The following is a 24600-nucleotide window of genomic DNA, read 5'->3' on the forward strand; positions in this document are numbered from 1 at the left end:
GGCCATGACGAGCGACGAGCCCACCGAGGAAGAGGTCAAGGCGGCGACGACCCGCCCGAACCTCGCGACGGAGGCCGGCCGGCTCGCCTTCATCAAGGTCCTCAACGCCCGCCTGCCCAAGAAGCGCCTCATCGCTCAGGGCCTGCTGCGCGACGAGCACGGACGCATTGCCCTCTGCGAGCTCGTCTACAAGCGCGACTGGGACCTGCCCGGCGGCATCGTCGACCCGGGGGAGTCACCGGCCCACTGCGTGGTCCGCGAGGTGCGCGAGGAGCTCGGCCTCGACGTCACCGTCCGCGGGATGCTCGCGGTCAACTGGCTGCCGCCCTACCGCGGGTGGGACGACGCGCTGCTGTGCCTCTTCGACCTCGGGGCCGTGCCCAGCACCTTGCTCGACGACGCGACCCTGCAGGCCCGCGAGATCAAGGCCGTGCACTGGGTCGACCCTGCGACGGTTGCCGAGCGGGTCGCGCCCTATACCGCTGCGATGATCGCCGAGGCAGTCGCGACCGACACGACGCTCTACCTCGAGAACTCCACGGAACGGGCCGACCCGTGAGCGACCCCCTCGACGACCTGAAGGTGCCCCGCCGCCAGCCGACGAACCGGACCCTCCTGTGGCAGATGTGGGGCCGCGAGACGGCCAAGGACTTCGTCCTGCTGCTCGCGGCGCTGCCGATCGTGTGCGCTCTGGTCTACGTGCCGGTCATCGCGACGTCCGGCGGGTCGTGGCCGCGACTGCTCGGTCTGCTCGTCCTCTTCGTCGCGATCTGGTGGGCCCTGCGGGCCGTGCTGCGGCGCTGGGTCGCCGCCGGCCGACGGGACGAGGCGGGGGAGCCCCCTTCGCCCGGTTAGACTCCTGTCCCCGTGGCACTCTCCATCGGAATCGTCGGTCTCCCCAACGTCGGCAAGTCGACGATGTTCAACGCACTGACCAAGAACAACGTCCTCGCCGCGAACTACCCCTTCGCGACCATCGAGCCCAATGTCGGCGTCGTCCCGCTGCCGGACGCGCGGCTGGGCCGGCTCGCCGAGATCTTCGGCAGCGAGAAGATCCTGCCCGCGACCGTCTCCTTCGTCGACATCGCCGGCATCGTCCGTGGTGCGAGCGAAGGGGAGGGGCTGGGCAACAAGTTCCTCGCCAACATCCGTGAGGCCGACGCGATCTGCCAGGTGGTGCGCGCCTTCGTCGACGACGACGTGACCCACGTCGACGGCAAGATCGACCCCGCCTCCGACATGGAGACGATCAACACCGAGCTCGTCCTCGCCGACCTGCAGACCCTCGAGTCCGCGATCCCGCGGATCGAGAAGGAGGTCAAGGGCAAGAAGACCGACAAGGACGTCCTCGACACGGCCATCGCCGCCCGCGGGGTCCTCGAGGCCGGCGACACCCTCTTCGCGAAGGGGGCCGCGGCCGGGGTCGACATGACCATCGCCTCCCAGCTCGGGCTGCTCACGACCAAGCCCTTCCTCTACGTCTTCAACGTCGACGAGGACCAGCTGACCGACACCGACCTGCAGGCCCAGTGGCAGGCACTCGTCGAGCCGGCCGAGGCGATCTTCTTGAACGCCAAGCTCGAGTCCGAGGTCGCCGAGCTCGACGACGAGGACGCCCGCGAGCTGCTCGAGGGCGTCGGCATCGACGAGCCGGGCCTGGACCAGCTGGCGCGCAAGGGCTTTAACACCCTCGGCCTGCAGACCTACCTCACCGCCGGCCCCAAGGAGTCGCGCGCGTGGACGATCCACAAGGGCGACACCGCCCCCAAGGCCGCCGGTGTCATCCACACCGACTTCGAGCGCGGCTTCATCAAGGCCGAGGTCGTCTCCTTCGAGGATCTCGACTCGCTCGGCTCGATGGCCGAGGCGAAGGCCGCCGGCAAGGTGCGCATGGAGGGCAAGGACTACGTCATGGCCGACGGTGACGTGGTGGAGTTCCGCTTCAACGTGTGACGCCGGGCCTTCGCGCAGAGCGGCCGCGGCATGGTCTACACGATCGGCTGATCGCGCAGCGCACGCGCCGCGAAGTACCCCTCGATCCGCTCCTCGTCCCACTCGTGCGCCTCGCGCAGTCCCTCGGCGAGCATCGCGAGGTAGGCCGGTCGGGGAGCGGTGTGCGGGACCGCGTGCATGCCGTGGGGCGCGGTGAAGGTGAGCATCGGCAGCCCTTCGTGCTCGCCGACACGCACGAGCGTCTCGTAGTGGCCGGGCCCAGCCTGGTGGCGCTCGCCGGGCAGCCCCGTGAGCAGCACCTCCTCGAGCGGGTCGTCCGGGTCGGCCGGCCGGTGCATCTCCTGGTTGGCGACGTCGACAAACTGGCCGATCGTCAGCAGGTAGGCCCGGCCGGCGGTCTCGCCGGGGGAGTCGTGGTCGTAGAAGGCGACCCCGCCACCCCAGGTCCGTGACTCGCCGGCGAAGTACAGGCTCCCCGGCAGGGTCACCGCGTGATCGCGCGTCGGCATGGTCCGGTCGCGCGCCCCGACATAGGTCCTCATCGACCCGGGCGGCTGGCCGCCGGCGAGATAGCAGCCGAGACGTCGGCGGGACATGTTGGAGCCGTAGCTGACGTACCAGAGGTGCGAAGGGAGCATCCCTCCCATTGTCGTCCCCCGCCTCCGACCGGAGGCACCGGCCCCGCGATCGCGCCCGACCCTCCCGCGCTCTGCGGCACAATCGAGCGCGTGCCGCACCTGCTCGACATCGGATCCCGGAAGTTCTGGACGATCACCGGGCGATCCGTCGACCTCGATGGCGACGAGAGCTGGCTCGACGGCCCCGTGAGCGGCTCACCTCGGGTGGCCTCCGACTGGCTGGCAGCCGAGGCCGAGCGCCACGGCGGCTCGGTGGCCGAGGCGGACCCGAGTGCCGGTCTGCTGCCGTCGATGTCACTCCTCGACGGCCCCGGCTTCGACGCGACCCGGCTGCACCCGGCGGTGCGCGACTTCTACGAGCACACCGCCTCGTGGCAGATGGAGGTCTGGTCGTCCTGGTCCCCGCTCTTCTGGCCGGGCGGGGAGCTGGTCGCCCGGCTGTGGGGGAGGCGGGTCGAGCAGCTGGCCCTGCCGATGCGCCCGCTCGACGTCGCCCACGGCATGGACAGCGTCGTGACCCCGATCCTCGACGGGCAGGGCGAGCAGGTGGCCGCCGCATGGACCCGCGCCCTGCGCGCCACCGGCCGCACCGTCTTCAGCGGTGCCTACTCGACCCGGACCCTCCCCGGGGTCGACCGCCCGAGCGTCCACGTGACCTTCCCCCTCGAGTCGGGCAACCTCCAGGTCTTCCTGCGCCCCACGGTCCTCGACGACGGCGGCTTCCTCCTCGAGTCCCTCGGCGGCCGCTTCGGCGACGACGGTGCCTACGTCGTCGTCCGGGGGCAACGCAGCCACGCGGCGAAGGTGCCGCTGCGGGAGACCTTCCACATGTACCTCGACCCGCAGGGGGTGCTGCGCACCGATCACGTGCTGCGCATGTGGGACCGTCCCGCCCTTCGCCTGCACTACAAGCTGGAGCCCGCCGCATGATCCACAGCTTCCACCTCGCGCAGGTGCCCGTCCGGGCCGGCGCGGCGGCACTCGTCCGGCCGCCCACCCCGGCGACCGTGCCCGGTCTCGACCACCTCGAGAGCCTCTCCCTCATGCGGCTCGGGGCGCCAGTCGTCTCGCCGGAGCGGCTCCAGCTGACCCGGCTGGCAGTCTTCGCCCAGTGGCGCGACGAGGATGCCCTCGCCCAGTTCCTCGAGCGCGACCCGCTGGGGCAGCGGCTCGACACCGGCTGGCACGTGCGGCTGGAGTTCGTGCGGCGCTGGTCGACGATCGCGGCCTTCGACGGGTTGCCGGCCCGCACCGGCACGATGCGTCAGGACGAGCCCGTCGTCGCCGTCACCCTCGCCCGGATGAAGATCCCCGAGCTCCCGCGCTTCCTGCACCACGGGCGGCCGGTCGAGCGCCTGGTCCGCGACCACCCGGGGGTGACGCTCGCCGGGGCGGCACTGCGCCCACCGCGGACGGTCTCGACCTTTTCGATCTGGCGCAGCGTGCGCGAGATGGTCGAGATGGTCCACGGCCGCTCCGAGGTGCCCGAGCCGGATCGGCACTCCGCGGCGATGCGCGAGCGGGAGCGGCGCGACTTCCACCACGAGTTCGCGACCTACCGCTTCCGGCCGCTGTCCGAGCACGGCTCGTGGCTGGGCCGGTCGGACCTCGTGCCGTGGGCTCAGCCATGACGCATCCGCCGGCAGTGGCGCTGCGCTACGACCCCGGCCGCGCCGGCCGGCAGGTCGTCGGCTTCGGCGTCGCCGCTCTGCTCATGGTCGCTCTGGGCGCCCTCGGCGCGTGGATGATCATCGCCTCCTTCCAGCAGCTGGATCTCGGCGGCCGGATCATCGGCTGCGGCTTCGGGGCCTTCTTCGTCCTGCTCGCCCTCGCGAGCCTCGTGAGCGCGGCCGAGGTCTTCATGACGATCCGCCGGGACTCCCGGCAGGAGGAGCCGCTGCTCGTCGTCGACGAGACCGGCGTCGACGGCACCACCGTCGTCGACGGCATGGTGAGCGCAGACCAGCCGCACATCGACTGGGGCGAGATCTCGAGGATCGATCTCACCGCCCGGGGGCCGGGTGCGCGGCGCACCTCTGCCGTGGCAGAGCTCGACCCCGAGTTCCGTCTGCGGCAGTCGGTCAAGACCGGCCTCGACCGCACGGCGGGCACGGGCCTGGGGATGCGCGACGGTCACCGAGCCGTCGAGCTGGTGCTCGTCGACGGCAGACGCGGCCACCGCGACCTCACGCTCCCGCTGTCACCCGGGTCCTTCGCCGCCGCTGCGCCGCAGATCGTGGCGATCGCCGAGGCCCACGGCGTCGAGGTGTGGTTGCGGGGCGACGACTTCGGGTGAGGCATGGGCGGGCGCTCAGCCCTCTCCACCCGCTGACCCTGGACCCGGTGGCACCATGGCGACATGGACGCCGCACCGCCACCCACCGGGCACGACCTTGCCGGGTGCCGCTGCCTGCTCCATGACGTCCAGCTCCATCCCCACGACGTCGTCGGCTGACCCGTGCAGAGGATCCGATCCGCGGTCGCGGACCTGCCACCGGGAGCCTTCGCCTTCGTCATGGCGACGGGCATCGTGTCGATCGGGCTCGACCAGCAGGGGCTGCACCTCCCTTCGCTCGTCCTGCTCGTCATCGCCGGCGGCGCGTGGATCGTGCTGCTGGTCGCGCTCGCTGCGCGACTGGTCGCCTACCGCGGCCGGGTGATCACTGACCTGCGCGACCCACGCAAGGCCTTCGGCTTCTACACGATCATCGCCGGCACAGGGGTCGTCGCGGTGCGCCTGCTCGACCTCGGCCACACCGTGAGCGCCGTGCTGCTGGCGGTCGCGGCCCCGGTCGGGCTGCTGCTCAGCTATGCCGTCCCGTGGGCCGCCGTGCTCTCCCGCAGAGAGCGGCCGGCGCTCGCCGAGGCCAACGGCACGTGGTTCATCTGGGTCGTCGCCAGCCAGTCGGTCGCGACGACCGCGGCCGGACTCGAGCCGCTCGTCGGCCGCGGGCAGTCCGAGCTCGCCGTCCTCGCCGTCTGCGCGTGGTCGGTCGGGATCGTCCTGTACGCCGCGTGCGCGGTCCTCGTCGCCCTGCGCCTGACGCTCTACCCCCTCGACGTGCACGAGCTCAGCCCGCCCTACTGGGTCTCGATGGGTGCCGTGGCGATCTCGATCGTCGCCGGGGCCAAGATCGTCGAGATGGACTCGACGCCGATCGTCGACGCGACGGGCGGGCTCATCGCCGGCCTCGTCGTGCTCTGCTGGGCATGGGCGACCTGGCTGATCCCCGTGCTCTTCGCCGTCGGCGTATGGCGCCACGTCATCCACCGCATCCCGCTGCGCTACGAGTCGACGTGGTGGAGCATCGTCTTTCCCCTCGGCATGTACGCGGTCGCGGGCATGTACCTCGGTCGCGCCGACGAGCTGCCGCTCGTCGAGCAGATCGGTGCCAGCTGGCTGTGGGTCGCCGTCGTCGCGTGGCTCTACACGGCAGGCACGATGGCTCTGAGCTGGGTACGCCCACGCGGGAGTACGGTCGGGGCGTGAGCACCACAGCGCAGGTCCACGTCCGCTCGGTCCGGGACGAGGCGGCGCCTGGAGACGGCTACCGGGTCCTCGTCGACCGGCTGTGGCCGCGCGGGGTGAGCAAGGAGGCCGCCGCCCTCGACGAGTGGCTCAAGGAGGTCGGGCCCTCCACCGAGCTGCGCAGGTGGTTCGGCCACGACCCGGAGCGTTTCGAGGAGTTCGCGCAGCGCTACGAGCGTGAGCTCGACGGCTCGCAGGCCTGGCAGCAGCTGCAGGACATCGTCGCCGACCACGGCCGGGTCACCCTGCTCTTCGGAGCTGCCGACCACGAGCACAACCAGGCGATCGTCCTGCAGGACCTGCTGACGCGCTGACTCGCGTCAGCTGCTCAGCGCAGCTCCTCCGCCAGCCCCAGCAGGAGCCCCTCGGGTCCGCGGACGTAGCAGAGCCGGTAGGCGTCCTCGTAGCGCACCACCTCGGTGCTCACCATCTCGACTCCCTTGTCCCGCAAGCGATCCAGGGTCTCGTCGAGGTCATCGACGGCAAACATCACCCGCAGGTAGCCGAGGGCGTTGACCGGCGCCGTGCGGTGGTCGGCGACGACCGCCGGCTCGACGAAGCGCGACAGCTCGAGCCGCCCGTGACCGTCCGGGGTGCGCATCATCGCGATCTCGACGCGCTGGTCGCCCAGACCGGTGACGCGACCGGCCCACTCGCCGGAGACCTCCCCTTCGCCCTCGAGCTCGAGACCGAGCGTGCGGAAGAAGTCCACCGCCGCGGCGAGGTCCTCCACGACGATGCCGACGTTGTCCAGACGCAGTCCCATCACCCCAGCGTAGGGAGGCCGGGCGGGCGCGTCAGTTGACGATCTCGCACTGCCGCAGCGTCCCGAGTCGCTCACGCCAGGCCCGGAGTGCCTCCGGGGTCAGGCGGGTCCAGTCGTCGACCTCGGCGACGACACGAAGGGGGTCCCGGCTGCGGTACGAGCGGGTCGGGTTGCCGGGGAACTTCTTGTCCGTGACGTTGGGGTCGTCCTCGAAGTCCCCGGTGGGCACCACCTCGTACACGTGCGGGCCCAGCCCACCCGCTCCCGAGCCCTGCGCGGCGAGCTCGACGGCGACCTCGGCGGCGACGCCGGCGCCGTCGCGCAGCGCCGTGAAGTACACGTGGTTCATCAGGACGTCGGAGCGGTAGTTGGAGGGAAAGCCGGCGGTGAGCAGGTCGCCGACCTCGAGCCGCGCGATCGTCCCGTGGAAGAAGGGGCCCTGCTCCGCCAGCGCCGACTTCGTCGGGCCCGGCCGCGTCGTCTCGTCCATGGCCACAGGCTGGGCCCGCCGGTAGCGTCAGGTCATGGACCGCCGGACAGCTCCCCGCGTCGCCACGCTCGCCGCGGCGGTGGCCCTGCTCGTCGGGTGCTCGGGGGAGGTGACGGACCGCGGCTCCTCCGGGTCCGGCACGACGACGTCGGGTGCACTCCCTTCGTCATCGTCCGGCAGCGCGCCGACCGACGTCGTCACCGACCTCGAGGCGCCCTGGTCCATCGCGATCGACGACGAGGTGGCGCTCGTCAGCGAGCGTGACTCCGGCCTCGTCCTCGAGATCACCGACGACGGCGGCACCAGGGAGGTCGGCACCGTCGAGGGCGTCTCCGCGGGAGGCGAAGGGGGCCTGCTCGGCCTGGCCCTCCACGAGGACCACCTCTACACCTACCTGACGACCGACGAGGACAACCGCGTCGTGCGCCACGAGCTGACCGGCGAGCCCGGCGCGCTCGGCCTCGGCGATGCCGAGACGATCCTCGCGGGCATCCCGTCGGCGAGCTTTCACAACGGTGGTCGGATCGCCTTCGGGCCCGACGACATGCTCTACGTGACGACAGGGGACGCCGGCGAGACGGAGCGCTCCCAGGACCGGGAGAGCCTCGCTGGCAAGATCCTGCGGTTGACACCCGAGGGCGAGGTGCCCGAGGGCAATCCCTTCGAGGACTCGCTCGTCTGGACTCTCGGCCACCGCAACCCGCAGGGCCTCGCCTGGGCCGACGACGGGACGATGTACGCGAGCGAGTTCGGCCAGGACACGTGGGACGAGCTCAACGTCATCACGGCCGGCGACAACTACGGCTGGCCGACCGTCGAGGGCATCGCCGACGACGAGCGCTTCACCGACCCGGTCCAGCAGTGGGCGCCTGACGAGGCGAGCCCGAGCGGCATCGCGATCGCCGACGGCAGCATCTGGATCGCCAACCTGCGCGGCGCGCGGCTGCGCGAGGTCCCGCTCGACGACCCGAGCACGTCCACCGAGCACCTCGTCGGCGAGCACGGGCGGCTGCGTGACGTGGCCGTGGCGACCGACGGCTCGCTGTGGGTGCTCACCAACAACACCGACGGTCGGGGTGATCCCGACGACGGCGACGACCGCATCCTGCGCGTGGGCGTCGTCAGGAAGGCCTGACGCCGCCGTAGTGCTGGTGCGCTGCGGCGAGCAGCTCGTAGAGGCGCCGCCGCCCACCGACGTACCCGGCCTCGAGGACGTAGCCGCCGGGACCCAGGAGCCCGTAGCGGGGCGGGCGCCGGCCCGCGGCCACCATGGCGCGGTCCCTGGCCTCGACGGCCGCCGGAGTCAGCACGTAGGTCACCGACCGCGGGGCGAAGTTGTAATACGGGCCGGTCACCCTCTCGAAGCCGACGCGCTCGATGCCGGTCCACGGCACGTGTGAGCGGATGACGCCACCCGACTCCGTGGCCAGCCCCCCGTGGGTGACGACGAGGGCCTCACGGCGGTGGAGCCGCACCGCGATGACCACCGGCAGGAGGGCGCAGGCCACGACGGCGATGGTGCTGGCCCAGGTCACCGGATGCGCGAGCACCACGCCCATCCGCTCGCGGCGCAGTCCGTCGGCGACGGCGAAGACGAGCCAGGCGAGCAGCCCCGCTCCGACGAGCAGACCCAGCACGAGGAGGCCGATCGCGTAGCCGCGCGAGCGCGCGACACGCACCTGCCCGCCCGCGTCGAGCACGGCGATCGCCTGGTGCAGGGGTGGCGGGCCGCTCATCGCACGGTCCTCTCGACGTCGGCCATGAGCACCGCGGGCCAGCGGTCGACCTCGGCCCGGGTGCTCGCCACCTGCAGGGTCGCGCGGGGGAGCAGGTCGAGCAGCGCCTCGGCCGTCGACAGCGGGTGCGCCGGGTCGTCCGTCCAGGCGAGGATCGTCGTCGGCAGGTCGATCGAGCGCAGTGCCTTGCGGTCGGGCAGGTCGCTGCGGGCGGCTCCGCGGAAGACCCACGGCAGCAGGTCGGTCCGCACGTCGGGCACGGTGTCCGGTGCCCCGGCGGTCGCCGGCGGCGCCGGCGCCGCTGCCTGGGCCCGCAGCAGCTCGAGACCATGGGCCTCGACAGCCTCGGCGGAGCGCTCGTAGTCGTGCGCCTTGGCCGCGCGGGTCTCCCAGGCCGTCGGCGGCACCATGAGGGTCAGCCCGCTGAAGCGCCCGGGGTCGAGCAGCGCCGCGTGCAGCAAGGTCGCGCAGCCCATCGACGGCCCGACCCCGTGCACGCGCTCGCCCGGGAACCACACGTCGAGCAGGGCGAGCAGGTCCTGGGCGAGCCGGGGCCACCGGTAGTCGTCGCCCACCGGCCGGCCCGTCGACCGACCGTGCCCGCGGGCGTCGTAGCGCAGCAGCCGAGTACCGCTCAGGCCGCGACCGAGGTCGAGGTCGAGGACCCGGTCGCGCTCCAGGCTGGAGGTCAGGCCGTGGAGCTGGACGACGGGGTGGCCCCCTTCGTCGCTGTACTCCAGCCTCAGCCGCGCACCGGGGACGTCGAAGCTGGTCACGGGTACCTCCTCGCCCGGCGCGCGGGCGGCACCGTGCGGCTACGGTAACCGCCATGAGGCTGTCCAACGTCGCCCACCTGCGGCTGCCCTTCGGGAGGCTCCTGGGCTACGACGTCACCGCCCACCGCACAGGACGCGCCCTGCCGCTCTCCTTCGACCAGCGTCGCCACGTCGGTGGTGGCGACCGGCCCGGCTCGTGGATGGCGATCTGCTTCACCCTGCCCGCCCCCGTTGCGCGCCAACGGCTCTCGGCCGCCTGGCTCGCCGTCATCGCGCGACACGGCACGTTGCGGTCGGGCTTCGCACCCGGTCCCGACGGGGTGCCCGTGCTCGAGGAGCTCGAGGTCACGCCGGGGCAGTGGGTCGAGCACCCCGTCGCCTCGGGGCAGGCGGTCAACGACTGCGTCCGGGACGTGCTCGACGCGACGTGCACCCCCTTCGCCACGCCCTCGCACCGACTCCTCGTCCTCGAGACCGCGCAACGTCCCACGGTGGTCATCGGCGCCGACCACGCCCACGTCGACATGTGGTCGATGCTCGTCGTCATCCGCGACCTCCTCGCGGCGCTCGACCTCACCGACGGCGAGAGCATCCCCGAGCTGACGCTCGTTCCTCCCTTCGCCGACCACACCGCGGCCCTGGCCGACCGTGACCCCGCGCCCGACGACGTCCGCCGGCGGTGGGCCGAGGTGCTCGCCGCCAGCGGTGACGTCATGCCCCGCTTCCCGCTGCCGCTCGGGGAGCCGGTGCCGCACGCCGAGCGCGTCGAGTTGCGCGACGTGCTCGACGTCGACGACGCGGCCGCGCTCGCCGCACAGGCCCGCGGTGACGGTGTCTCGATCCTGACCACCGTCGTCGCCGCGATGACCGCCGTCACCCGCGACCTCGCCGACTCACCGCTGCGCGCCGTCTTCCCCGTCCACTCGCGATACGACGCGAGGTGGCACGACTCGGTCGGGTGGTTCATCGCCAACTCGGTCCTCGAGTCGTCCGACCCTGACCCGCAGGCCTGCGCCGCCGCCGTCAGAGAAGCGGTGCACCTCGGCTCGTGGCCGCTCGACGACGTCATGCGTCCGTGGGGCGGCATGCCGGAGGCACCCGGCATGTTCGCCGTCTCCTGGCTCGACCTGCGGCGGCTGCCGGTACGGGTCGACGCGGCGGGTCTGGACGCCCAGTACGTCGGGGCGACGATCCGCTCCGACGGGGTGATGCTGTGGTTCATCCTCGACGAGGCCGGCCTTCACCTGCGCTGCCGATACCCCGACACCGACGAGGCCCGACGGCACGTCGGCGGCTGGCTCGACGCCCTCGCACTCGATCTGAGGGCTCGGGCAGCCGAGTCCGTCGGCGGGGTCCTCGAGCTCGGGGAGCGTCGCTACCGCGTCCGCCGAGCGGTGCGCACCGATGTCGCGTCGATCGTCGCCCTGCTCGCCGACGACGAGCTCGGCGCCACCCGCGAGGGCACCGACCTCGCCCACTACGAGCGGGTCTTCGACGCGATCAGCCGTGACCGCGCGCAGTACCTCGCCGTCGTGCGCGACGAGCAGGACCGCGTCGTCGCGACGATGCAGTTGTCGATCGTGCCGGGACTCTCGCGCAACGGCGCGACCAGACTGCAGGTCGAGGGGGTGCGCGTCGCCGGGAGCGAGCGGTCCATGGGACTCGGTGCCGCGATGCTCGAGTGGGCCCACGAGCACGGGCGCGCGCACGGCGCGGTCCTGTCCCAGCTGACGACCGATCGGGTGCGCACCCGGGCGCATGCCTTCTACGACCGACTGGGCTACGAGGCGAGCCACCTCGGTTTCAAGCGTCCGCTGTGAGCGACCCCGCCGTCAGGGCAGGCGACCGGTGCGCATGAGCTGCTCGAGTCGCCCTTCGTAGGGCTCGATGTCGATGCCCTCGTCGGCCAGCCACTGCGGGGAGTAGTACTTGTCGAGATAGCGCTCGCCCGGGTCGCAGATGAGCGAGACGACGCTCCCGGTCTCGCCGGCCCGGACCATCTCCGAGACGATCCGCAGCGCGGCCCACAGACTCGTGCCGGTCGAGGCGCCGGCGCGCGTGCCGATGAGCTGCTCGAGCAGCCGCACCGCGGCGACCGCGGCGGCGTCGGGCACCCGCATCATCCGGTCGATGCTCGCGGCGATGAAGCTCGTCTCGACCCGCTGGCGCCCGATGCCCTCGATGCGCGAGCCGACCGAGGTCGTCACCGACGGGTCGTCGTCGCGCCACCCGGGGAAGAAGGCGGAGTTCTCCGGGTCGGCGACGCAGATGCCCGTGTCGCGGCCCGTGTAGCGCACGTAGCGGGCGAGGGTCGCCGACGTGCCGCCGGTGCCCGCTGTCGCGACGATCCACGTCGGCTCGGGGTGCTCCTCCATCGACATCTGCTGGAAGATCGACTCGGCGATGTTGTTGTTGCCGCGCCAGTCGGTGGCCTGCTCGGCGTAGGTGAACTGGTCCATGTAGTGACCGCCGGTCTCCTGCGCGAGGGACTGGGCGACGGCGTAGACCTCGTGGGCGTTGTCGACGAAGTGGCACCGGCCGCCGTGGAACTCGATGAGGTCGACCTTCTGCCGGCTCGTCGACCGGGCCATGACGGCGAGGAAGGGCACGCCGATGAGCGAGGCGAAGTAGGCCTCCGACACGGCCGTCGAGCCGCTCGACGCCTCGATGACCGGCCGGTCCGGCCGGATCCAGCCGTTGCACAGCGCGTGGAGGAAGAGCGACCTGGCCAGCCGGTGCTTGAGCGAGCCGGTGGGGTGCACCGACTCGTCCTTGAGGTAGAGGTGCACGCCCCACTCCGCCGGCAGCGGCACCCGCACGAGGTGCGTGTCGGCCGACCGCGTGGCGTCGCTGCGGACGGTCCGGATCGCGGCGGCCAGCCAGCGCCGGTAGTCGGGGTCGTAGCGGTTGACGTCTTCCTCGACGTCGACGAAGGGGTCAGCGTGGTCGAGCGGCATGCCGCCCATTGTGCGAGATCGCTGGGCCACGTGGCGGGCGGGCGATGGAATGCCGTGCCCGTCCGTGCGAGTTGCACCGAGCATGCGCGCCATCACCTATGACCAGTACGGCACCACCGACGAGCTGCGGATCAGCGACCAGCCGGTCCCGAAGGTCGGGCCGAGCGAGGTCCGCATCCGGGTCACCCGGGCCGGGGTCAACCCCGTCGACTGGAAGCTCATGTCCGGCGGCCTCGACCCGATGCTCGCCGCGGACTTCCCGGTCATCCCGGGCTGGGACGTCGCCGGGGTCGTCGACGCCGTCGGCCCCGACACCCCGGAGTTCGCCCCCGGTGACCGGGTCGCCGCCTACGCCCGCAAGCAGGTCCTGTCCGCCGGCACCTTCGCCGAGTACGTCACCGTGCGTGTCGACGACGTCGCGGCCGTTCCCGACGAGGTCACCGACGACGTCGCCGCGGCGCTTCCGCTCGCCGGGCTCACCGCCCTTCGTGTCCTCGAGACCCTGGCCGTGACGAAGGGGGACACCCTCCTCGTCCACGCCGCCTCCGGTGGCGTCGGCTTCGCCGCCGCCCAGCTGGCGGTCGCCGCCGGGGCCACCGTCGTCGGCACCGCCTCCGCGGCCAACCACGACAAGCTGCGCGACATCGGTGTCACGCCGGTGGAGTATGGCGACGGGCTCGAGGAGCGGCTGCGCGAGGTGGCGCCCGAGGGCTTCGACGCGGTCGCGGACCTCGTCGGCGGCGTCCTCGACGTCAGCCGGGCGGTGCTGCGTGACGGCGGACGGCTCGCCTCGATCACCGACCCCGGCGTCGAGGAGCACGGCGGCCGCTGGGTGTGGGTGCGACCTGACGGGGCACGGCTCGCCGACCTGCTCGACGAGGTCGCCGCCGGCCGGTTGCGGGTCGACGTCGAGCGGACGTTCGCGCTGGAGGACGTGCCGCAGGCCTTCGCGGCCAGCCAGTCCGGCGCCGCCCGCGGCAAGCTCGTCATCGAGGTCGCCGACTAGGGTGCGGCCATGCAGCCGCTGACCATCCGCCACAGCCGTCCCATGGGTATCACCTTCGTCGCACTGGGCGTGCTCATCGCGCTCGTGTCCCTGCTGACCTCGGCCTGGGTCACCGTCGCGGCGGGCGTCGTGCTCACCGCCCTCGGCATCCTCCAGCTCGTCAACCCGATGCTGCGGATCGAGCCGCACGAGGTGCGCATGTGCAACCCCCTGGGCATGACCCTGCGCCGGTTCCCCCTCACCGAGCCCCGCGATCTCGTCCTCGACGGCAAGAACCTGCTCCACGTGCCGACCGGCAAGCGGGTCGCGGCACTCGGGTTCGGCGTGCACCAGCCCGACGTCGAGGCGTTGCGGCGCGTGGTGCCCGTCGTCCCACGTGGCTGAGCCGACCGACCGGCGCGAGCTGCGACGGCGCCAGTACCTGTCCCTCGGGTTGGGTGAGCTCGTCGCCGCAGGGGTCTTCGGCGGCGTGGCCACCTGGTACGGCGCCGACCTCGGGTGGCACGGCCGTGCCGCGGTCGCCGGCGCCGTGGGACCGCTCGTCCTCGTGCTCGTCGCCGCCGGCGTCTACTGGCTGCTCGCCCGACGCTGGGTCGGCGTGGCGCCCATGCCGCGCGCGCTCGCCGTGACCTACCTCGGTCTCGGGGCGCTCGCCGCGCTGCTCCTCGCGGGTGGGCTCGTCGTGACGCTCGTCGCGGCGCCCTCCACCGCGTGGCTGGTCCTGCTGCTGCTCGTCTGGTGCTTCGGGGTCGTCGAGCTGGTCAACTACTCGCTCCGACGACTGGCCTTCCCCGTCACCAGGTGGTGGTCCGGGGTGGCGCAGGGTCGCACCCCGCAGCTGGCCCGCGATGTCCGAGCGAGCCTCGCGCAGCGCCCCTAGAGTGGCGGGCATGGACGAGACCAAGGTCGTCACCGCATCCACCACCATCCCCGCCGCGCCCGAGGCGGTCTTCGAGGAGATCGCCGACCCCGCGCGCCAGCTCGCGTGGGACGGCAACGACAACCTCGGCGCGTCCGCACCCGGCCAGCGGGTCCACGCGGTCGGCGACGTCTTCATGACGACGACGACCTCGGGCAACGACCGCTACAACCACGTCGTGGACTTCGAGGAGGGGCGTCGCATCGCCTGGCGTCCGGCGGCGCAGGGGCAGGCCCCCTTCGGCCACCAGTGGGGGTGGGAGCTGACCCCGACCGACGACGGCGGCACCGAGGTCACCCACACCTACGACTGGGGCGAGCTGACCGACGAGTCGCGCTTCGAGCGGGCGCGCAACACGACCGAGGCCAACCTGCGCTCGTCCCTCGACCGGCTCGCCGCGCTCTTCGGCTGACCTGCACCGGACCGGGCCGCGCGCGCTCGGTCAGTGCCCGCCGCCGAGCTCGAGCAGCACACCGACCATGATCAGGCCGATCCCGGCAACCATCCGCCGGGTGAGGACCTCGCCGAAGAGCACGCGCGAGCCGATGGCGGTCAGCGCGACCCCGGCCGCGGCCCACGTCCCGTAGGCGACGCCGAGGGGCATGCCGCGCGCGAGGCTCGTCGACAGCGCGGCGAAGGCCGTGACGTAGCCGAGGGCCACGGCGGCGTACCACCGACGGTCGGTGTGCACCGCCCCGCGCAGCGACAGCGTCCCGGCGACCTCGGCCGCCACGGCGACGACCAGCCACACCCAGGCGGTCATCACGGCTCCTCGGGCGCTGTCGTCGCGCTCGGGGCGCCCGTCTCCACGAGCAGGACGCCTCCGATGACGAGCACGACGCCGAGCCCCATGAGGGGGGTGAAGGCCTCGCCGAGCAGCAGGGTCGACAGGACGGTGGTCAGGGCGACACCACAGGCCGACCAGATCCCGTAGGCGATGCCCAGCGGCGTGCCTCGCCGGAGCACGACGGCGAGCAGGCCGAAGGACAGGGCGTACCCGGTCACGACGACGACGTAGAGCGCCGGCCGGTCGAGCGCCGCCTTGAGGCTCACGGTGGCCGCGACCTCGCAGGCGATGGCGGCGGCGAGCAGCTGCCAGGTCGTCATGCCCCGACCCTAGGCTGGACGCATGAGCGCCACGCCGCCGCCGGCCGACCACGACACCCGTGACTGGACCTTCGTCGTCGACGACGGGTGCGACGAGTGCGGCTACGTCCCGCACGACCCGGCGACGACGAGTGCCCGGCTCCTCGCCGGCGTGCCCCGCTGGGCCGCGGCCCTGCAGCGTCCGGGGGTGGGTGAACGGCCGGCCCCGGGGGTGTGGTCACCCCTCGAGTACGCCTGCCACGCGCGCGACCTCGTCCGGGTCCTCGGCGAGCGGGTGGGCGCCGTGCTCGCCCGGGAGGGCGCCCCCTTCGCGAGCTACGACGGGGAGGCCGAGGCGGTGCGCCAGGAGTTCTGGGCCAGTGACCCGCAGGTCGTGGCGCGCCAGATCGCCGAGGAGACCGAGCGCACCGTCGCCGTCCTCGACCGCGTGCGCGATGAGGCGTGGGAGCGCGCCGGCACCCGGGGTGACGGCGCGCCCTTCACGATCGCCGGCCTGAGCCGCTACCTGCTCCACGACGTGGAGCACCACCTGCACGACGTCGGGGCCTGACGGCGGTGCCAGCGGCTCAGCTCGCCTGGTCCGCCTGGCACTGCGCGATCGCCATGCCGAGCCCCTCGTCGAGGATGGGGAAGTCGGCCTCGCCCAGGAAGTTGATCGCCGTGGGCGTCCTGCCCTGCGGGTTGTTGTGGAGCGCGCCACCACCCACGGTCGCCTTCGAGTGGATGAGCGGCACCGAGGTCGCGCCGGTCTCGGCCATCCAGTGGTCGATCGCGACGGAGGCGTAGCCGGCGCACTCCGGCATGCCGATGTCCTCGGCGATGATCATGCTGCCGAGCGTGGTCAGCGACATCCACGGGGTGCCGCCCTGCGAGAGCTGGGCGTAGGCACGCTCGTTCCAGTCGACCTTGTAGCAGTGGTGGGCCGAGGCCATGCTGGCCGTCGCCAGGCCGAGGGCCGCTGCGGCTGCCGTCGTGGTCGCCGCCCGACGCAGGATGTGGTGTGACATGTCTGCTCCTCTCCCGGGCCGCCGCTCCGCTGCGGCGGCCTCGGACCCAGCAGACTCCTGCTGCGCCGGGCGCCGCTATTGGCAGTTCTACCCACAGGGGGAGGGCCCGGCCGAGTCGTGGTGGCGGCCAGCCGTGGCCCCGGACCAGCCGGTCGTGGCTCGCCCTCAGCCCGTCGCGAGCAGACCGATCCGCTGCGCCTTGACGACGGCGCTCAGCCGATCGGTGACGCCGAGCTTGGCGTAGATGTGGGCGAGATGGCGGTGGACCGTGCGCTCGGAGCAGCCGGCGTGACGGGCGATGGTCGCGGCCTTGTGGCCGGCGGCCAGCAGGCAGAGGACCTCGTGCTCCCGCTGGGTCAGCTGGGCGACGTGCAGGGTGGGCGGCGCCAGGTGCTCCGGCTCGAGCAGACGCACGAGCCCGGCGACGACGGGCTGCACCGCGGTGAGCAGCGCGAGGTCGCGCTCGCCGTAGTCCTCCCCGCGGCGCCCCACGAGGAAGGCGACGAACTCGGTGCCGGACCGCACGGGCAGGGCAGCGACCTGGTCGATGCCCCAGATCTCGAGGCTGCCGCGGCACTTGCCGGAGGCCTGCCACGCGGCCTGGCCGCCGTAGGCGAGGCCGGCGGTCGTCGGCTCGAGGTCTCCGGCACGGATCGGGTCGAGCAGCGGGTCGGGGCCACCCGTGATGCGCAGCTCGTCGCTCATCCGGGCGCGGGCCGCCGGTGTCGCGGCGCTGCCCACGGCGCGGACCTCGAAGCCGTCGGGGGCCCCGTGGACCATGAGCCCGGTCGGTGAGGAGAGCAGGTCGACGAGCAGGTCGCTCATCCGCGCCAGCCGGGCGTCGACGTGCTCGGAGGCGCCAGCGACCCCCGTGACGAGCCTGACGACCGTCGCGTACTCGTCGATGCCCTTGCCCGACATGGGGGACATCTTCCTCGCGCGTCGGGGGATGGTAAAGGCGTGGTCAGCAGATGGTCACGGGTGCTGCCACCGCCGCTGCTCGTGGAAGTGGTGCACCGGCCCGGCGCCGGACCCGATCCCGAGCGACTCCCCGTGCCGCAGCGCCTCGGTGAGCCAGCCGCGCGCCTCCCGCACGGCCGGCAGCCACCGCTCGTGCCGGGGGCGAAGGGCGGCGACCGCCGAGCTGAGCGTGCAGCCGGTGCCGTGCGTCGCCGTCGTCGCGATCCGCGGCCCGCGCAGCGGCACGGCTCCGTCGTCGTCGTGCCAGAGGTCCACGGCCTCCGGGCCGTCGAGGTGGCCACCCTTGAGCAGCACCCGGCGGGCACCGAGCGCGCGCAGCCGCCCGGCCTGCTCCGGCAGGTCCGCCTCGCTGCCGGCCGGGGACGCGTCGAGGAGGACGGCGGCCTCGGGCACGTTGGGGGTGATGACGTCGGCGCGGGGGAGCAGCGCGCGCACGGCGTCGACGGCCTCGGGGGCGAGCAGGCGCGACCCCGAGGTCGAGACCATGACGGGATCGAGGACGACCGGCGTGGTCGCGAGGGGTTCGCTCGTCAGCAGCTCGTGCACGGTCTCGACGAGTTCCGCGGAGGCGAGCATCCCGACCTTGACGACGTCGATGCGCACGTCCTCGACGAGCGTCTCGACCTGGGCGCGCACGACGTCGACGGGCACCTCGTGCACGAGCGTCACGCCCCGCGTCGACTGCGCCGTCAGGGCCGTGATGACGCAGGTGCCGTAGGCGCCCAGGGCGCTGAAGGTCTTCAGGTCGGCCTGGACCCCGGCACCGCCCGACGGGTCGGAGCCGGCGACGGACAGGGCGACCGGCGGTCGCGGGAGGGCGGTCATGGTCGCACCGTAACGGTGCCCGGCGGGGCACCGACGGCGTGTGGTTGGATCGGGGTACCCCCGCGGGAGCCCGGGCACGGGCTGAGATCGGACTGCTGCCGTCCGGACCGTCTGAACCTGTCCGGATCATGCCGGCGAAGGAAGAGGAGGCGCCCGCGTGCGCACACCCGTCGAGTCAGAGCTCCACCCCCAGCACCGTCGCGAAGAGGTCGTCGACCCCCACGACCCGTCGATCAGGGTCGCGGTCACCGCGATCTCCCTGGCCGACAGCCCCGACGGCACCCCCAACGAGGACGTCCACGTCTACCGCACCAGCGGGCCCGGTGCCGACCCGGAGGTCGGCCTGCCCGACCACCGGGGTGCGTGGATCACCGGTCGCGGTGACGTCGAGCCCTACGAAGGGAGACCCCGTCACCTCGCCGACGACGGCCGTGCGGCGCAGCGGCGCGGTGCTGCTGCGGCGGCGTGGCAGGGCCCGGCGCGTCGCCCCCTTCGTGCCGTGGCCGGCAGCACGGTGACCCAGCTGCACTACGCCAGGCGCGGCGAGATCACCGCGGAGATGCGCAGCGCCGCACTGCGAGAAGGCTGCTCGCCCGAGCTCGTCCGCGACGAGGTCGCCGCCGGCCGGGCGATCATCCCGGCCAACGTCAACCACCCGGAGTCCGAGCCGATGGTCATCGGCCGCGCCTTCCTCACGAAGATCAACGCCAACATCGGCAGCTCGGCCGTCACCTCGTCGATCGCCGAGGAGGTCGACAAGCTCACCTGGGCCACCCGCTGGGGTGCCGACACGGTCATGGACCTGTCGACCGGCGACGACATCCACACGACGCGCGAGTGGATCATCCGCAACAGCCCCGTACCGATCGGCACCGTGCCGATCTACCAGGCCCTCGAAAAGGTGGACGGGAAGGCGGAGGAGCTCACCTGGGAGATCTTCCGCGACACCGTCATCGAGCAGTGCGAGCAGGGCGTCGACTACATGACGATCCACGCCGGGGTGCGGCTCGCCTTCGTGCCCCTGACGGCCGAGCGGGTCACCGGCATCGTCTCCCGGGGTGGGTCGATCATGGCCGGCTGGTGCCTGGCCCACCACGAGGAGTCCTTCCTCTGGACGCACTTCGACGAGCTGTGCGAGATCTTCGCCCGCTACGACGTCGCCTTCTCGCTCGGCGACGGGCTGCGGCCGGGGTCGGTCGCCGACGCCAACGACGAGGCGCAGCTCGCCGAGCTGCGCACCCTGGGCGAGCTGACCCTGCGGGCCTGGGAGCACGACGTGCAGGTCATGGTCGAGGGCCCGGGCCACGTGCCGCTCCACCTCGTCAAGGACAACGTCGACCTCGAGCAGGAGTGGTGCCACGGGGCGCCCTTCTACACGCTCGGCCCGCTCGTCACCGACATCGCGCCCGGCTACGACCACATCACCTCGGCGATCGGCGCGACCGAGATCGCCCGCCACGGCACGGCGATGCTCTGCTACGTCACGCCCAAGGAGCACCTCGGCCTGCCCGACCGCGACGACGTGCGCACCGGGGTGGTCACCTACAAGATCGCCGCGCACGCCGCCGACCTGGCCAAGGGGCACCCGCGGGCACGCGAGCGCGACGACGCGCTCAGCCGGGCGCGCTTCGAGTTCCGCTGGCACGACCAGTTCGCGCTCGCCCTCGACCCGCCGCGCGCGATGGCCTTCCACGACGAGACCCTGCCGGCGGAGCCGGCGAAGACCGCGCACTTCTGCTCGATGTGCGGACCGAAGTTCTGCTCCATGCGGATCAGCCAGGACATCCGCGACGCCTACGGGTCCGGTGCGGCGCAGCAGGCCATCGCCGAGGCCGGCATGGCGGCGAAGTCGCGTCAGTTCGTCGAGCTCGGCTCGAGCGTCTACGTGCGCGACGAGGCGACCCGGTGAGCCTCGTGCCCGGGCTGCCGCCGACCGGCCGCGCGGCCGTGCGCGCCGGCATCGTCGGCAACTACGTCGACCAGATCAACATCTTCCTGCCCGTCGTCGCGCTCGCCCCGGCGCTGGCGACCCTCGCCGGCCCGCACGCGGGCGTCACCGCGGGCGCCGTCGTCATCGTCGCGACGCTCCTCGGTCGGCCGATCGGCGCGATGGTCTTCGGCCGCATCGCCGACCGGGCCGGGCGCACCCGCACGACCCAGGTGGCGATCGCCGGCACCGCGGCGTGCAGCCTCGCGATCGCCGCGGTGCCGACGCACGAGAGCATCGGCGCCCTGGCGATCGCGGCGGTGGTCGTGCTGCGGTTCGTCGGCGGGGTCTTCCTCGCCGGGGAGTACACCTCGGCCATCCCGCTCGCGATGGAGTGGTCGGTGCCGCGACGCCGCGGCCTCGTCTCCGGGCTCATCATGTCGATGGCGCCGTGGGCGCAGTCGACGATCGCCTTCCCCACCGCGGGCCTGCTCGCCGCGCTCGGGCCGCAGGCCTACGCGGAGTGGGGGTGGCGGCTCGCCTTCGTCTGCGGCGGCCTCGCGAGCCTGGCTCTCTTGGCCTACTACTCCGCGCGCGTCGCCGACGCACCGCAGGTCGTACGGCAGCGCGAGCAGGCCGACGAAGGGAGGGCCCCCGCCTCCCTCGGTCTGCGCGCGGTCCTCGGTGGCGCCTTCGCCGGTGCCTTCTGGCAGATCTTCGGCCTGATGAGCGGGCTGTGGCTCATGACCAACATGGTCGTCATCCACGCAACCGGCCGGCTCTCGGCGGACCCGGGGTCCGACGGGGGAGAGGTCGCGCTCGTCATGGGCATCGCGTCGGTCGCCCAGGCGCTCGTCATGTCGCTCACCGGCCACTGGTCGACCCTCCTCGGGCGGCGACGCTTCTTCGTCGGGTGGGGGCTGGGCGCCGCGGTCGTCGCCCCGCTCCTGTGGGCGGGCACGATGGCGACGCAGGTCGTGCCGGCCGTCGTCGGCGTCGCGCTGCTCCAGGTCGTCACGGTGTGCGGCTACGGGCCGGTCGGGGCCTACCTGTGCGAGCGATTCCCGGCGCACGTGCGCTCCACCGGCTACGGCACGGCCTACTCGCTGTCGATCGTCGTCCCGGCGCTGTGGCCGTGGTGGCTGCCGGAGCTGCAGTCCGTGCTGGGCCGTGACGGATCGGTCGCCGCCGTCCTGGTCGTGGGTGGTCTGCTCGTCGCCGGGTGCGGGGCGCTCGGCCCCCGCCTCGCCGGCCCCGACCTCGACCGTGACGTCGAGCTCGTCGCCCAGCGGCCCGAGGCCCCTTCTGCCGCAGGGGCGCTCGCATGATCGGCGTCGCGCGGGCTCGCGACCACCGGGCGGAGATCGCCGCGGCGGTCGACGCCGTGCGCGCCTCGGCGCCGCTCGTCCACGGGGCGACCGGCTCGGTGACCCGCGCTCTGGTCGCCGACGGTCTGCTCGCCGCGGGGGCCCGGCCGATGCTCACCGAGAGCGAGCAGGAGGCGCCCACCCTCGTCGGCGTCGCCGACGCCCTGCTCGTCAATCTCGGCTCGCTGAGCGGCGACGGCATGGCCGGACTGCTGCCGACCGCGCGTGCTGCCGCCACCCACGGGGTGCCGTGGGTGCTCGACCCGACCGCGGTCGGGCTGGCCCCGGTGCGCACCCCGCTCGCCCACGAGCTGCTGGCGCTCGGCCCGACGGTGGTGCGCGGCAATGCCTCCGAGGTCCTCACCCTCGCGGGCGGCAGCGGCGGGGGACGGGGCGCCGACAGCACCCTCGGGCCCGACGCCGCGGCCGTCCCCGCGACGACGCTCGCCCGCCGCGCCGGCTGCGTCGTCGCGGTCTCCGGCGCGGTCGACCTCGTCACCGACGGCGAGCGCGTGGCCCGGATCGCCTCCGGCTCACCGCTGCTGACCCGGGTCAGCGGCACCGGCTGCCTCCTCGGGGCGCTCACCGCGGCGCACCTGCCGGGGGCCACCCCCTTCGTCGCAGCGGTCGCGGCCACGGCGCTGCTCACCGTGGCCTCCGACCGGGTGCGCGCGACCGGGCCGGGGAGTTTCAGGATCGGGCTCCTCGACGCGCTCGACGCGGTGACCGGCGACGAGGTCGCCGCGGAGGTGGACCTCGCGTGGCCGTGATCGACTGGCGCCTCTACCTCGTCACCTCGGGCGATGGGCCGGCGACCGTGCGGGCCGCGGCAGCCGCCGCTGCGGCCGGAGCGGGGGTCGTCCAGGTGCGGGCCAAGCACCTGCTCGCCGGCGAGCTGCTCGAGCTCGTCCTCGACGTCGCGTCCGCCGTGGCCGACGTCGCCCCGGACACGCGCGTGCTCGTCAACGACCGCGCCGACGTCGCCCACGCAGCCCGCCGACGGGGCGCCCCGGTCCACGGGGTGCACCTCGGCCAGGCCGACCTGCCCGTCGGCGAGGCGCGCGCCCTCCTCGGCGCCGACGCGCTCGTCGGGCTGACCGCCGGCACCCTCGACCACGTCCGTGAGGCCGACGCGCGCACCGGTGCGCACCGTCCGGACTACCTGGGCAGCGGGCCCTTCCGTCCCACGCCGACGAAGGACGTGGGCCGTCCGCCGATCGGGCTGGCGGGCTACCCCCTTCGGATCGCGGCGACGCGGCTGCCCGTCGTCGCCATCGGGGACGTCACGCTCGCCGACGTCGCGCCGCTCTCCCGCACGGGCGTCGCCGGTGTCGCGGTCGTGCGCGAGGTGATGGGCGCTGCCGACCCGGGGGCCGCTGCCGCCGCGTGCCTCAGGGCGTGGGAGAGCTGACGCCGATCTCGTCGTCGACGAGCACCGGGCGAGCGACGCGCAGGCCGGCGAGGGTGATGCCGACACCGGTCGTCATGAGCAGCAGGAGCACGACGGTCCAACCGCCGGTCAGCTCGTGCAGGAGGCCGACGGCGAAGGGGCCGATGCCCGCGAGCAGGTAGCCGACCGGCTGGACGAAGCCCGACAGCTGGGCCGTCACGTGCGGGTTGTGGGTCCGGGCCGCGATGAGGGCGATGGCGGTGGGGAAGGCGAAGCCCGACAGACCGAGCAGCACCGCCCACAACCACGGCACGGTCGCCGGCGCGAGCAGCAGACCGAGGTAGCCGGCGACGGCGAGCGTCCCGAAGCCGATCATCCACGCGGACAGGTCGCGGCTGCGGGCGATGACGGTCGGCATGAGCAGCCCGCCGAAGATGCCGAGCGCGGCGAGCACCGAGGTGAGCAGGCCGGCGGTCGCGGCCGACAGCCCCGCGTCGCGGTAGATCTGCGGCAGCCAGCCGAACTGCACGTAGGCATTGGTCGACTGCACGCCGAAGAGCACGGTGAGCGCGATCGCGATGGGGGAGTGCCAGATCCGCGACGTCGGGGTCTCGCCCGCGGCGCGGCGGTGGACCCGGTCGCGCAGGGCGATGACGACCCAGGGGACGAGGGCGAGCAGGGCGACGAGCCCCCACATGCCGAGCGCGCCGCGCCACTGGCCGGGGGCGACGGCGGCGACCGGGGCGGCGAGCAGCGGCCCGAGGGTGCCGCCGACGGTCAGCCCCATCGAGTAGATCGTCATGAGCCGCACCCCGCCGTCGGTGGAGTGCGCCTTGATCCACGCGGGGACGAGCACATTGCCCAGCCCCATGCCGGCGAGTCCGACCGCGGTGAGCACGAGGAAGACGCCGGAGGAGTCGGTGAGCACGCGGGCCAGCAGCGTGACGACGACCGCGGCGACGCCGAGTGCGATGCCCGCGGAGACCCCGACGCGCCGGGCCAGGGCGACGGCACCACCACCGGCGACGGCGAAGGCGAAGCCCGGGAGCGCCGTGACGACACCGGCGAGGGTGGGGCCGATCTCCAGGGCGGCGCGCACCTCCGCCAGGAGCGGGCCGATCGAGGTGGCCCCCGGGCGCAGGTTGATCGAGATGAGTGCCACGCCGAGGAGCGCGAGCCCGGGTCCGAAGGGCGGAGTCCGTCGCGTCGTCTCGTGGCTCGTCACC

The 24600-nt window shown here is 73.2% G+C and carries 31 protein-coding genes and 1 riboswitch; of the genes, 19 read left to right on the forward strand and 12 right to left on the reverse strand.

Features of this window, described 5'->3' with window-relative positions; all coding sequences use genetic code 11:
* Positions 1-4 precede the first annotated feature (4 nt).
* From NMQ01_RS03090 to ychF, 3 genes are read left to right on the forward strand one after another with little or no spacing between them, the layout of a single operon-like run.
* Complete coding sequence (locus NMQ01_RS03090; RefSeq protein WP_255185407.1) at positions 5-559, forward strand: NUDIX hydrolase; 555 nt, start codon at positions 5-7, stop codon at positions 557-559.
* Positions 556-855 (forward strand): hypothetical protein, encoded by a 300-nt coding sequence (locus NMQ01_RS03095; RefSeq protein ID WP_255185408.1) that lies wholly within the window; start codon positions 556-558, stop codon positions 853-855. The genes NMQ01_RS03090 and NMQ01_RS03095 overlap by 4 nt, the downstream gene beginning before the upstream one ends.
* 12 nt (positions 856-867) lie before the next feature.
* The gene (gene ychF, locus NMQ01_RS03100; protein ID WP_255185409.1) at positions 868-1953 is read left to right on the forward strand and encodes a redox-regulated ATPase YchF; all 1086 of its coding nucleotides are present in this window, start codon (positions 868-870) and stop codon (positions 1951-1953) included.
* 35 nt (positions 1954-1988) lie between these two features.
* On the opposite strand, the gene NMQ01_RS03105 is transcribed toward ychF, so the two are convergent.
* Positions 1989-2591 carry a histone deacetylase gene (locus tag NMQ01_RS03105; protein WP_255185410.1) on the reverse strand — a complete coding sequence of 201 codons (603 nt, stop codon included), beginning with the start codon at positions 2589-2591 and terminating at the stop codon, positions 1989-1991.
* Positions 2592-2681: 90 nt separating this feature from the next.
* Between NMQ01_RS03105 and NMQ01_RS03110 the strand changes: the two genes are divergently transcribed.
* From NMQ01_RS03110 to NMQ01_RS03130, 5 genes are all read left to right on the forward strand, one after another.
* Positions 2682-3521: a hypothetical protein gene (locus NMQ01_RS03110; RefSeq protein ID WP_255185411.1), complete on the forward strand. Its 840-nt coding sequence runs from the start codon at positions 2682-2684 to the stop codon at positions 3519-3521.
* Positions 3518-4222 (forward strand): hypothetical protein, encoded by a 705-nt coding sequence (locus NMQ01_RS03115; protein ID WP_255185412.1) that lies wholly within the window; start codon positions 3518-3520, stop codon positions 4220-4222. Before NMQ01_RS03110 ends, NMQ01_RS03115 begins: the two co-directional genes overlap by 4 nt.
* Positions 4219-4887 (forward strand): hypothetical protein, encoded by a 669-nt coding sequence (locus NMQ01_RS03120; RefSeq protein ID WP_255185413.1) that lies wholly within the window; start codon positions 4219-4221, stop codon positions 4885-4887. Before NMQ01_RS03115 ends, NMQ01_RS03120 begins: the two co-directional genes overlap by 4 nt.
* Positions 4888-5049: 162 nt before the next feature.
* Positions 5050-6081 (forward strand): tellurite resistance/C4-dicarboxylate transporter family protein, encoded by a 1032-nt coding sequence (locus tag NMQ01_RS03125; protein ID WP_255185414.1) that lies wholly within the window; start codon positions 5050-5052, stop codon positions 6079-6081.
* Positions 6078-6434 carry a DUF488 domain-containing protein gene (locus NMQ01_RS03130; protein WP_255185415.1) on the forward strand — a complete coding sequence of 119 codons (357 nt, stop codon included), beginning with the start codon at positions 6078-6080 and terminating at the stop codon, positions 6432-6434. Before NMQ01_RS03125 ends, NMQ01_RS03130 begins: the two co-directional genes overlap by 4 nt.
* Before the next feature lie 14 nt (positions 6435-6448).
* On the opposite strand, the gene NMQ01_RS03135 is transcribed toward NMQ01_RS03130, so the two are convergent.
* Positions 6449-6886 carry a VOC family protein gene (locus NMQ01_RS03135; protein WP_255185416.1) on the reverse strand — a complete coding sequence of 146 codons (438 nt, stop codon included), beginning with the start codon at positions 6884-6886 and terminating at the stop codon, positions 6449-6451.
* Positions 6887-6917: 31 nt separating this feature from the next.
* Entirely contained in the window at positions 6918-7376 is a 459-nt protein-coding gene (gene arr / locus NMQ01_RS03140) for an NAD(+)--rifampin ADP-ribosyltransferase (RefSeq protein ID WP_255185417.1), read from the reverse strand.
* 34 nt (positions 7377-7410) lie between these two features.
* Between arr and NMQ01_RS03145 the strand changes: the two genes are divergently transcribed.
* Positions 7411-8511, forward strand: coding sequence for a sorbosone dehydrogenase family protein (locus tag NMQ01_RS03145; RefSeq protein ID WP_255185418.1), 1101 nt, complete (start codon positions 7411-7413; stop codon positions 8509-8511).
* Here the strand turns inward: NMQ01_RS03145 and NMQ01_RS03150 are convergent.
* Complete coding sequence (locus NMQ01_RS03150) at positions 8498-9112, reverse strand: hypothetical protein (RefSeq protein WP_255185419.1); 615 nt, start codon at positions 9110-9112, stop codon at positions 8498-8500. The genes NMQ01_RS03145 and NMQ01_RS03150 overlap by 14 nt on opposite strands.
* Positions 9109-9888 (reverse strand): alpha/beta fold hydrolase, encoded by a 780-nt coding sequence (locus NMQ01_RS03155; protein WP_255185420.1) that lies wholly within the window; start codon positions 9886-9888, stop codon positions 9109-9111. Before NMQ01_RS03155 ends, NMQ01_RS03150 begins: the two co-directional genes overlap by 4 nt.
* 53 nt (positions 9889-9941) lie before the next feature.
* On the opposite strand from NMQ01_RS03155, the gene NMQ01_RS03160 reads away from it, so the two are divergent.
* Complete coding sequence (locus NMQ01_RS03160; RefSeq protein WP_255185421.1) at positions 9942-11708, forward strand: GNAT family N-acetyltransferase; 1767 nt, start codon at positions 9942-9944, stop codon at positions 11706-11708.
* A 12-nt stretch (positions 11709-11720) separates the two neighbouring features.
* On the opposite strand, the gene NMQ01_RS03165 is transcribed toward NMQ01_RS03160, so the two are convergent.
* Positions 11721-12845: a PLP-dependent cysteine synthase family protein gene (locus NMQ01_RS03165; protein ID WP_255185422.1), complete on the reverse strand. Its 1125-nt coding sequence runs from the start codon at positions 12843-12845 to the stop codon at positions 11721-11723.
* 82 nt (positions 12846-12927) lie between these two features.
* Here NMQ01_RS03165 and NMQ01_RS03170 point away from each other — a divergent pair, with 82 nt between their 5' ends.
* From NMQ01_RS03170 to NMQ01_RS03185, 4 genes are read left to right on the forward strand one after another with little or no spacing between them, the layout of a single operon-like run.
* Positions 12928-13851, forward strand: a complete 924-nt coding sequence (locus NMQ01_RS03170) for an NADP-dependent oxidoreductase (protein ID WP_255185423.1) — start codon at positions 12928-12930, stop codon at positions 13849-13851.
* A gap of 9 nt (positions 13852-13860) precedes the next feature.
* Positions 13861-14235, forward strand: a complete 375-nt coding sequence (locus NMQ01_RS03175) for a hypothetical protein (RefSeq protein WP_255185424.1) — start codon at positions 13861-13863, stop codon at positions 14233-14235.
* On the forward strand, positions 14228-14731 hold the full coding sequence (locus NMQ01_RS03180) for a hypothetical protein (RefSeq protein ID WP_255185425.1): 504 nt from the start codon (positions 14228-14230) through the stop codon (positions 14729-14731). The genes NMQ01_RS03175 and NMQ01_RS03180 overlap by 8 nt, the downstream gene beginning before the upstream one ends.
* A 10-nt stretch (positions 14732-14741) precedes the next feature.
* Positions 14742-15182: an SRPBCC family protein gene (locus NMQ01_RS03185; RefSeq protein ID WP_255185426.1), complete on the forward strand. Its 441-nt coding sequence runs from the start codon at positions 14742-14744 to the stop codon at positions 15180-15182.
* Between the two features lie 30 nt (positions 15183-15212).
* Here NMQ01_RS03185 and NMQ01_RS03190 read toward each other — a convergent pair whose 3' ends face one another.
* The gene (locus NMQ01_RS03190) at positions 15213-15533 is read right to left on the reverse strand and encodes a multidrug efflux SMR transporter (RefSeq protein ID WP_255185427.1); all 321 of its coding nucleotides are present in this window, start codon (positions 15531-15533) and stop codon (positions 15213-15215) included.
* Positions 15533-15877, reverse strand: a complete 345-nt coding sequence (locus NMQ01_RS03195; protein WP_255185428.1) for a multidrug efflux SMR transporter — start codon at positions 15875-15877, stop codon at positions 15533-15535. The genes NMQ01_RS03190 and NMQ01_RS03195 overlap by 1 nt, the downstream gene beginning before the upstream one ends.
* 22 nt (positions 15878-15899) lie before the next feature.
* On the opposite strand from NMQ01_RS03195, the gene NMQ01_RS03200 reads away from it, so the two are divergent.
* A complete protein-coding gene (locus NMQ01_RS03200; RefSeq protein WP_255185429.1) occupies positions 15900-16427 on the forward strand; it encodes a DinB family protein in 528 nt (175 codons plus the stop codon).
* A 16-nt stretch (positions 16428-16443) separates the two neighbouring features.
* Here NMQ01_RS03200 and NMQ01_RS03205 read toward each other — a convergent pair whose 3' ends face one another.
* The 3 genes from NMQ01_RS03205 to thiD form a co-directional block, all read right to left on the reverse strand.
* On the reverse strand, positions 16444-16884 hold the full coding sequence (locus NMQ01_RS03205) for a hypothetical protein (RefSeq protein ID WP_255185430.1): 441 nt from the start codon (positions 16882-16884) through the stop codon (positions 16444-16446).
* 165 nt (positions 16885-17049) lie between these two features.
* On the reverse strand, positions 17050-17805 hold the full coding sequence (locus NMQ01_RS03210) for a LuxR family transcriptional regulator (RefSeq protein WP_255185431.1): 756 nt from the start codon (positions 17803-17805) through the stop codon (positions 17050-17052).
* A gap of 54 nt (positions 17806-17859) precedes the next feature.
* Positions 17860-18690: a bifunctional hydroxymethylpyrimidine kinase/phosphomethylpyrimidine kinase gene (thiD, locus tag NMQ01_RS03215; protein ID WP_255185432.1), complete on the reverse strand. Its 831-nt coding sequence runs from the start codon at positions 18688-18690 to the stop codon at positions 17860-17862.
* A 52-nt stretch (positions 18691-18742) separates the two neighbouring features.
* Positions 18743-18850, forward strand: a riboswitch (TPP riboswitch).
* 72 nt (positions 18851-18922) lie between these two features.
* On the opposite strand from thiD, the gene thiC reads away from it, so the two are divergent.
* From thiC to NMQ01_RS03235, 4 genes are read left to right on the forward strand one after another with little or no spacing between them, the layout of a single operon-like run.
* Positions 18923-20599 carry a phosphomethylpyrimidine synthase ThiC gene (thiC, locus tag NMQ01_RS03220; RefSeq protein ID WP_303708374.1) on the forward strand — a complete coding sequence of 559 codons (1677 nt, stop codon included), beginning with the start codon at positions 18923-18925 and terminating at the stop codon, positions 20597-20599.
* Entirely contained in the window at positions 20596-21945 is a 1350-nt protein-coding gene (locus tag NMQ01_RS03225) for an MFS transporter (protein WP_255185433.1), read from the forward strand. The genes thiC and NMQ01_RS03225 overlap by 4 nt, the downstream gene beginning before the upstream one ends.
* A complete protein-coding gene (thiM, locus tag NMQ01_RS03230; protein WP_255185434.1) occupies positions 21942-22754 on the forward strand; it encodes a hydroxyethylthiazole kinase in 813 nt (270 codons plus the stop codon). The genes NMQ01_RS03225 and thiM overlap by 4 nt, the downstream gene beginning before the upstream one ends.
* Complete coding sequence (locus NMQ01_RS03235; protein WP_255185435.1) at positions 22745-23395, forward strand: thiamine phosphate synthase; 651 nt, start codon at positions 22745-22747, stop codon at positions 23393-23395. Before thiM ends, NMQ01_RS03235 begins: the two co-directional genes overlap by 10 nt.
* Here the strand turns inward: NMQ01_RS03235 and NMQ01_RS03240 are convergent.
* Positions 23376-24599 carry an MFS transporter gene (locus NMQ01_RS03240; RefSeq protein WP_255185436.1) on the reverse strand — a complete coding sequence of 408 codons (1224 nt, stop codon included), beginning with the start codon at positions 24597-24599 and terminating at the stop codon, positions 23376-23378. The two genes, NMQ01_RS03235 and NMQ01_RS03240, sit on opposite strands and share 20 nt — an antisense overlap.
* Between the last annotated feature and the right edge of the window lies 1 nt (position 24600).

Source organism: Janibacter sp. CX7, assembly GCF_024362365.1.
Classification (GTDB): Bacteria; Actinomycetota; Actinomycetes; order Actinomycetales; family Dermatophilaceae; genus Janibacter.

What these genes read in the sequence shown, in the direction of transcription:
- NMQ01_RS03090 (WP_255185407.1), top strand. Translation starts at nt 5, where the DNA reads ATGACGAGCGACGAGCCCACCGAGGAAGAGGTCAAGGCGGCGACGACC.
- NMQ01_RS03105 (WP_255185410.1), bottom strand. Translation starts at nt 2,591, where the DNA reads ATGCTCCCTTCGCACCTCTGGTACGTCAGCTACGGCTCCAACATGTCC.
- NMQ01_RS03115 (WP_255185412.1), top strand. Translation starts at nt 3,518, where the DNA reads ATGATCCACAGCTTCCACCTCGCGCAGGTGCCCGTCCGGGCCGGCGCG.
- NMQ01_RS03120 (WP_255185413.1), top strand. Translation starts at nt 4,219, where the DNA reads ATGACGCATCCGCCGGCAGTGGCGCTGCGCTACGACCCCGGCCGCGCC.
- NMQ01_RS03135 (WP_255185416.1), bottom strand. Translation starts at nt 6,886, where the DNA reads ATGGGACTGCGTCTGGACAACGTCGGCATCGTCGTGGAGGACCTCGCC.
- arr (WP_255185417.1), bottom strand. Translation starts at nt 7,376, where the DNA reads ATGGACGAGACGACGCGGCCGGGCCCGACGAAGTCGGCGCTGGCGGAG.
- NMQ01_RS03145 (WP_255185418.1), top strand. Translation starts at nt 7,411, where the DNA reads ATGGACCGCCGGACAGCTCCCCGCGTCGCCACGCTCGCCGCGGCGGTG.
- NMQ01_RS03150 (WP_255185419.1), bottom strand. Translation starts at nt 9,112, where the DNA reads ATGAGCGGCCCGCCACCCCTGCACCAGGCGATCGCCGTGCTCGACGCG.
- NMQ01_RS03160 (WP_255185421.1), top strand. Translation starts at nt 9,942, where the DNA reads ATGAGGCTGTCCAACGTCGCCCACCTGCGGCTGCCCTTCGGGAGGCTC.
- NMQ01_RS03165 (WP_255185422.1), bottom strand. Translation starts at nt 12,845, where the DNA reads ATGCCGCTCGACCACGCTGACCCCTTCGTCGACGTCGAGGAAGACGTC.
- NMQ01_RS03170 (WP_255185423.1), top strand. Translation starts at nt 12,928, where the DNA reads ATGCGCGCCATCACCTATGACCAGTACGGCACCACCGACGAGCTGCGG.
- NMQ01_RS03175 (WP_255185424.1), top strand. Translation starts at nt 13,861, where the DNA reads ATGCAGCCGCTGACCATCCGCCACAGCCGTCCCATGGGTATCACCTTC.
- NMQ01_RS03185 (WP_255185426.1), top strand. Translation starts at nt 14,742, where the DNA reads ATGGACGAGACCAAGGTCGTCACCGCATCCACCACCATCCCCGCCGCG.
- NMQ01_RS03190 (WP_255185427.1), bottom strand. Translation starts at nt 15,533, where the DNA reads ATGACCGCCTGGGTGTGGCTGGTCGTCGCCGTGGCGGCCGAGGTCGCC.
- NMQ01_RS03195 (WP_255185428.1), bottom strand. Translation starts at nt 15,877, where the DNA reads ATGACGACCTGGCAGCTGCTCGCCGCCGCCATCGCCTGCGAGGTCGCG.
- NMQ01_RS03200 (WP_255185429.1), top strand. Translation starts at nt 15,900, where the DNA reads ATGAGCGCCACGCCGCCGCCGGCCGACCACGACACCCGTGACTGGACC.
- NMQ01_RS03205 (WP_255185430.1), bottom strand. Translation starts at nt 16,884, where the DNA reads ATGTCACACCACATCCTGCGTCGGGCGGCGACCACGACGGCAGCCGCA.
- NMQ01_RS03210 (WP_255185431.1), bottom strand. Translation starts at nt 17,805, where the DNA reads ATGTCGGGCAAGGGCATCGACGAGTACGCGACGGTCGTCAGGCTCGTC.
- thiD (WP_255185432.1), bottom strand. Translation starts at nt 18,690, where the DNA reads ATGACCGCCCTCCCGCGACCGCCGGTCGCCCTGTCCGTCGCCGGCTCC.
- thiM (WP_255185434.1), top strand. Translation starts at nt 21,942, where the DNA reads ATGATCGGCGTCGCGCGGGCTCGCGACCACCGGGCGGAGATCGCCGCG.